Source organism: Mesorhizobium sp. M1A.F.Ca.IN.020.06.1.1 (assembly GCF_004023265.1).
In the GTDB taxonomy this organism is placed as follows: domain Bacteria; phylum Pseudomonadota; class Alphaproteobacteria; order Rhizobiales; family Rhizobiaceae; genus Mesorhizobium.
The window spans coordinates 1-2,770 of sequence record NZ_RZSR01000811.1; the positions used below are offsets into that span (position 1 = coordinate 1).

The 2,770-nt window shown below is 63.4% G+C and carries 5 protein-coding genes; 2 read left to right on the forward strand and 3 right to left on the reverse strand.

The genetic code is table 11. The annotated features are described in order from the left end of the window. Positions 1-69: 69 nt before the first annotated feature. The gene (locus EOA60_RS27315) at positions 70-393 is read right to left on the reverse strand and encodes a hypothetical protein (protein WP_067003166.1); all 324 of its coding nucleotides are present in this window, start codon (positions 391-393) and stop codon (positions 70-72) included. Positions 394-569: 176 nt separating this feature from the next. Between EOA60_RS27315 and mbfA the strand changes: the two genes are divergently transcribed. Further along, entirely contained in the window at positions 570-1,553 is a 984-nt protein-coding gene (gene mbfA, locus EOA60_RS27320) for an iron exporter MbfA (RefSeq protein ID WP_067003167.1), read from the forward strand. 167 nt (positions 1,554-1,720) lie between these two features. Here mbfA and EOA60_RS27330 read toward each other — a convergent pair whose 3' ends face one another. Then, the gene (locus tag EOA60_RS27330) at positions 1,721-2,065 is read right to left on the reverse strand and encodes an antibiotic biosynthesis monooxygenase (RefSeq protein ID WP_067003170.1); all 345 of its coding nucleotides are present in this window, start codon (positions 2,063-2,065) and stop codon (positions 1,721-1,723) included. Beyond that, the gene (locus EOA60_RS27335; protein WP_067003171.1) at positions 2,062-2,430 is read right to left on the reverse strand and encodes an NIPSNAP family protein; all 369 of its coding nucleotides are present in this window, start codon (positions 2,428-2,430) and stop codon (positions 2,062-2,064) included. Before EOA60_RS27335 ends, EOA60_RS27330 begins: the two co-directional genes overlap by 4 nt. A gap of 186 nt (positions 2,431-2,616) precedes the next feature. Here EOA60_RS27335 and EOA60_RS39280 point away from each other — a divergent pair. Next, a partial coding sequence (locus EOA60_RS39280) for a winged helix-turn-helix domain-containing protein (protein WP_164899574.1) occupies positions 2,617-2,770 on the forward strand: 154 nt, incomplete at its 3' end.

The window sequence follows — 2,770 nt, forward strand, 5'->3', positions numbered from 1 at the left end:
CCGTGATAGCGCTCGCGACATGATCCTCGGGTCAAGCCCGAGGATGACGAAGCGAAGGGCGGCCGCTGCTCACCCCAGCAGCGCGCGCGTCCGCTTCTTGCCGCCGAGCTTGCGCCAGCTGTTGAAACGATGCGTGGCGGCAGCAAAAGAGATCTTCATCTGCTGGGCGACCGTGTAGCGCGACTTGCCGTCGTCGAACATGCGGTAGCAGCATTCGACGCCTTCCTCGGTCAGCTTGCCGTCCAGCGTCTTGTTGTGCGGATTGGCGGGGTCGAATTTTTCGGCCTGCTGCTCGACCAGGCCTTTGAGCCGCTGCAGGTCGGCCTCGATGCTGGCGATGAGATCGAGAACCGGCTTTGGATCGAATGCGTGCGGGGGCTTCTTGTCCGTCATCCCGTGTTTCCTTCGTTTTTGGCTAATGCGTTCCATATAGGTGAACATTCGGCAATAATGAAGGGTGCGAGCGGAAAGCTGGATCGACGAATTCTGCCTGTCCCGCGGCGTTCGCGATTGACCCTCGGCAAACGATTCCCTAGTTTAGAATCGTTCTAAACTAGGGTGATTTTCTCATGCTTTCCCGTGTTTTCGGCTTTGGCCGCCGCTCCTTCGATTCGCTGTCGGAGCAGGAAATCCTGGCGCTGGCGATTTCGTCGGAGGAGGACGACGGACGCATCTACCGGGCCTATGCCGACGGGCTGGCACAAGAGTTTCCACAATCGGCCAAGGTGTTCGAGGCCATGGCGGAGGAGGAAGACGGCCACCGCGATTCCCTCATCGAGCTTCACCGCAAGCGCTTCGGCGAGCGCATCCCGCTGATCCGGCGCGAGCATGTGCGAGGCTACTACGAACGCAAGCCCGACTGGCTGGTGCGGCCGCTCGGCATCGAGCATGTGCGCCGTCAGGCCGAGGACATGGAGCGGCAGGCTTATCGCTTCTATGTCGAGGCGGCCAAGCGCACCACCGATGCGTCGACCCGGAAGCTGCTCGACGAATTGGCGGCGGCGGAACTCGGCCACGAGAACTCCGCGCATGAACTCGAACAGGAGCACGTCCCGGGCGAGGTAAAGGAGGAGGAAGCGACAACCGAGCAGCGCCAGTTCATCCTCACCTATGTGCAGCCGGGGCTGGCCGGGCTGATGGACGGGTCGGTGTCGACCCTGGCGCCGATCTTCGCCGCCGCCTTCGCCACCCATGCAACCTTCCAGACCTTCCTCGTCGGCCTCGCCGCCTCGATCGGCGCCGGCATCTCGATGGGCTTCACCGAGGTGGCTTCCGACGACGGCAAACTTTCGGGGCGCGGCTCGCCGGTGAAGCGGGGGCTCACCGTCGGCATCATGACGACGCTGGGGGGACTCGGCCACGCGCTGCCCTATCTCATTCCCTATTTCTGGACGGCAACGATCGTTGCCGCGATTGTCGTGTTCTTCGAACTGTGGGCGATCGCCTTCATCCAGAACCGCTACATGCAGACGCCGTTCTGGCGCGCCGCCTTCCAGGTGGTGCTGGGCGGCGCGCTGGTGTTCGGAGCGGGTGTGCTGATCGGCAATGCGTGAGGGCCGACCCACCTTCTCCCCTTGCGGGAGAAGGTGTCGCCGAAGGCGACGGATGAGGGGTGTTCCAGGGAACGCCGACGTCTCACTCCGCTGGAACACCCCTCAACCGTCTCGGCGCTGCGCGCCGATCCACCTTCTCCCACAAGGGGAGAAGGGAGAGCCGCGTTTCACCCATTCACTATGCGGCTGTCTTCGGGCGCTTCAGCCCTTTCATTTAGCCCGTAATCGCGCACCACATGGGCGATGCGCAGACGATAGCCGGCAAAGATGCCGCCACGGCCGGCCTTCTGCGCCTGCCGGTGCTCCTCGGTGTTGCGCCAGGCCTTGACGGCTTCCTCGTCGCGCCAGAAGGACAGCGAGAGCACGCGCCTCGGATCGGTCAGGCTCTGGAAGCGCTCGACCGAGATGAAGCCATCGATGCCGTCGAGCAGGGGCTTGAGCTCGGCGGCGATGCCAAGATAGGCGTCACGTTTTCCCTCCGCCGGCTCGACTTCGAAGATGACGGCGATCATGCCTCTATCCCTTCTTTGACCGTTACGTCGGTGCGAAAGACCTGCCTCGGGCCATGCGGTGCCGAGACCAGTTTCAGGAAGATCCGGTCTTCCTTGAGAATGAATTTCTCGCGCCGCGCGAACTCATAGTTTGCCTTGCCGGCCGGGTCGGCGGCAAGCCGCGCGCGATAGGCTTCGTAGGCCGCGAGGTTCTCGATGTTGTAGGCCGCGTAAGCCGTGGTGGCCGAACCCTCATGCGGCGCGAAATAGCCGATCAGCTCGGCGCCGCAACGCGGAATGGCCTGACCCCAGGCGCGCGCATATTGCTCGAACGCGGCCTTGCCGAAAGGGTCGATCTCGTAGCGGATGAAGCAGGTGACGGTCATTTCGGTCTCCTCGTCGATTGGCTTACTGGGTCGGTGGGCTTGCTGGCGGCGACGGTTCGACCACGGTCGAAACATCGCTTCACCGGCTGTGCTAGACGTTCTGGTGTCAGCAGCGTTTGCCGAGCTCCTTGAGCTCGCCTGAGAATAGTGCTTCCCTCACGGGAATGCTTCGATGAGGATCGAACTATGCGTGAAGGACCCGATATCGCCCGCATCGCCAGCCTGGTCGGCGACCCGGCCCGCGCCAACATGCTCAACGCGCTGATGGGCGGCACGGCGCTGACCGCGTCGGAGCTGGCGCTTGAAGCCGGCGTGTCGCTGCCCACCGCGTCCTCGCATC

What these genes read in the sequence shown, in the direction of transcription:
- EOA60_RS27315 (WP_067003166.1), bottom strand. Translation starts at nt 393, where the DNA reads ATGACGGACAAGAAGCCCCCGCACGCATTCGATCCAAAGCCGGTTCTC.
- mbfA (WP_067003167.1), top strand. Translation starts at nt 570, where the DNA reads ATGCTTTCCCGTGTTTTCGGCTTTGGCCGCCGCTCCTTCGATTCGCTG.
- EOA60_RS27330 (WP_067003170.1), bottom strand. Translation starts at nt 2,065, where the DNA reads ATGATCGCCGTCATCTTCGAAGTCGAGCCGGCGGAGGGAAAACGTGAC.
- EOA60_RS27335 (WP_067003171.1), bottom strand. Translation starts at nt 2,430, where the DNA reads ATGACCGTCACCTGCTTCATCCGCTACGAGATCGACCCTTTCGGCAAG.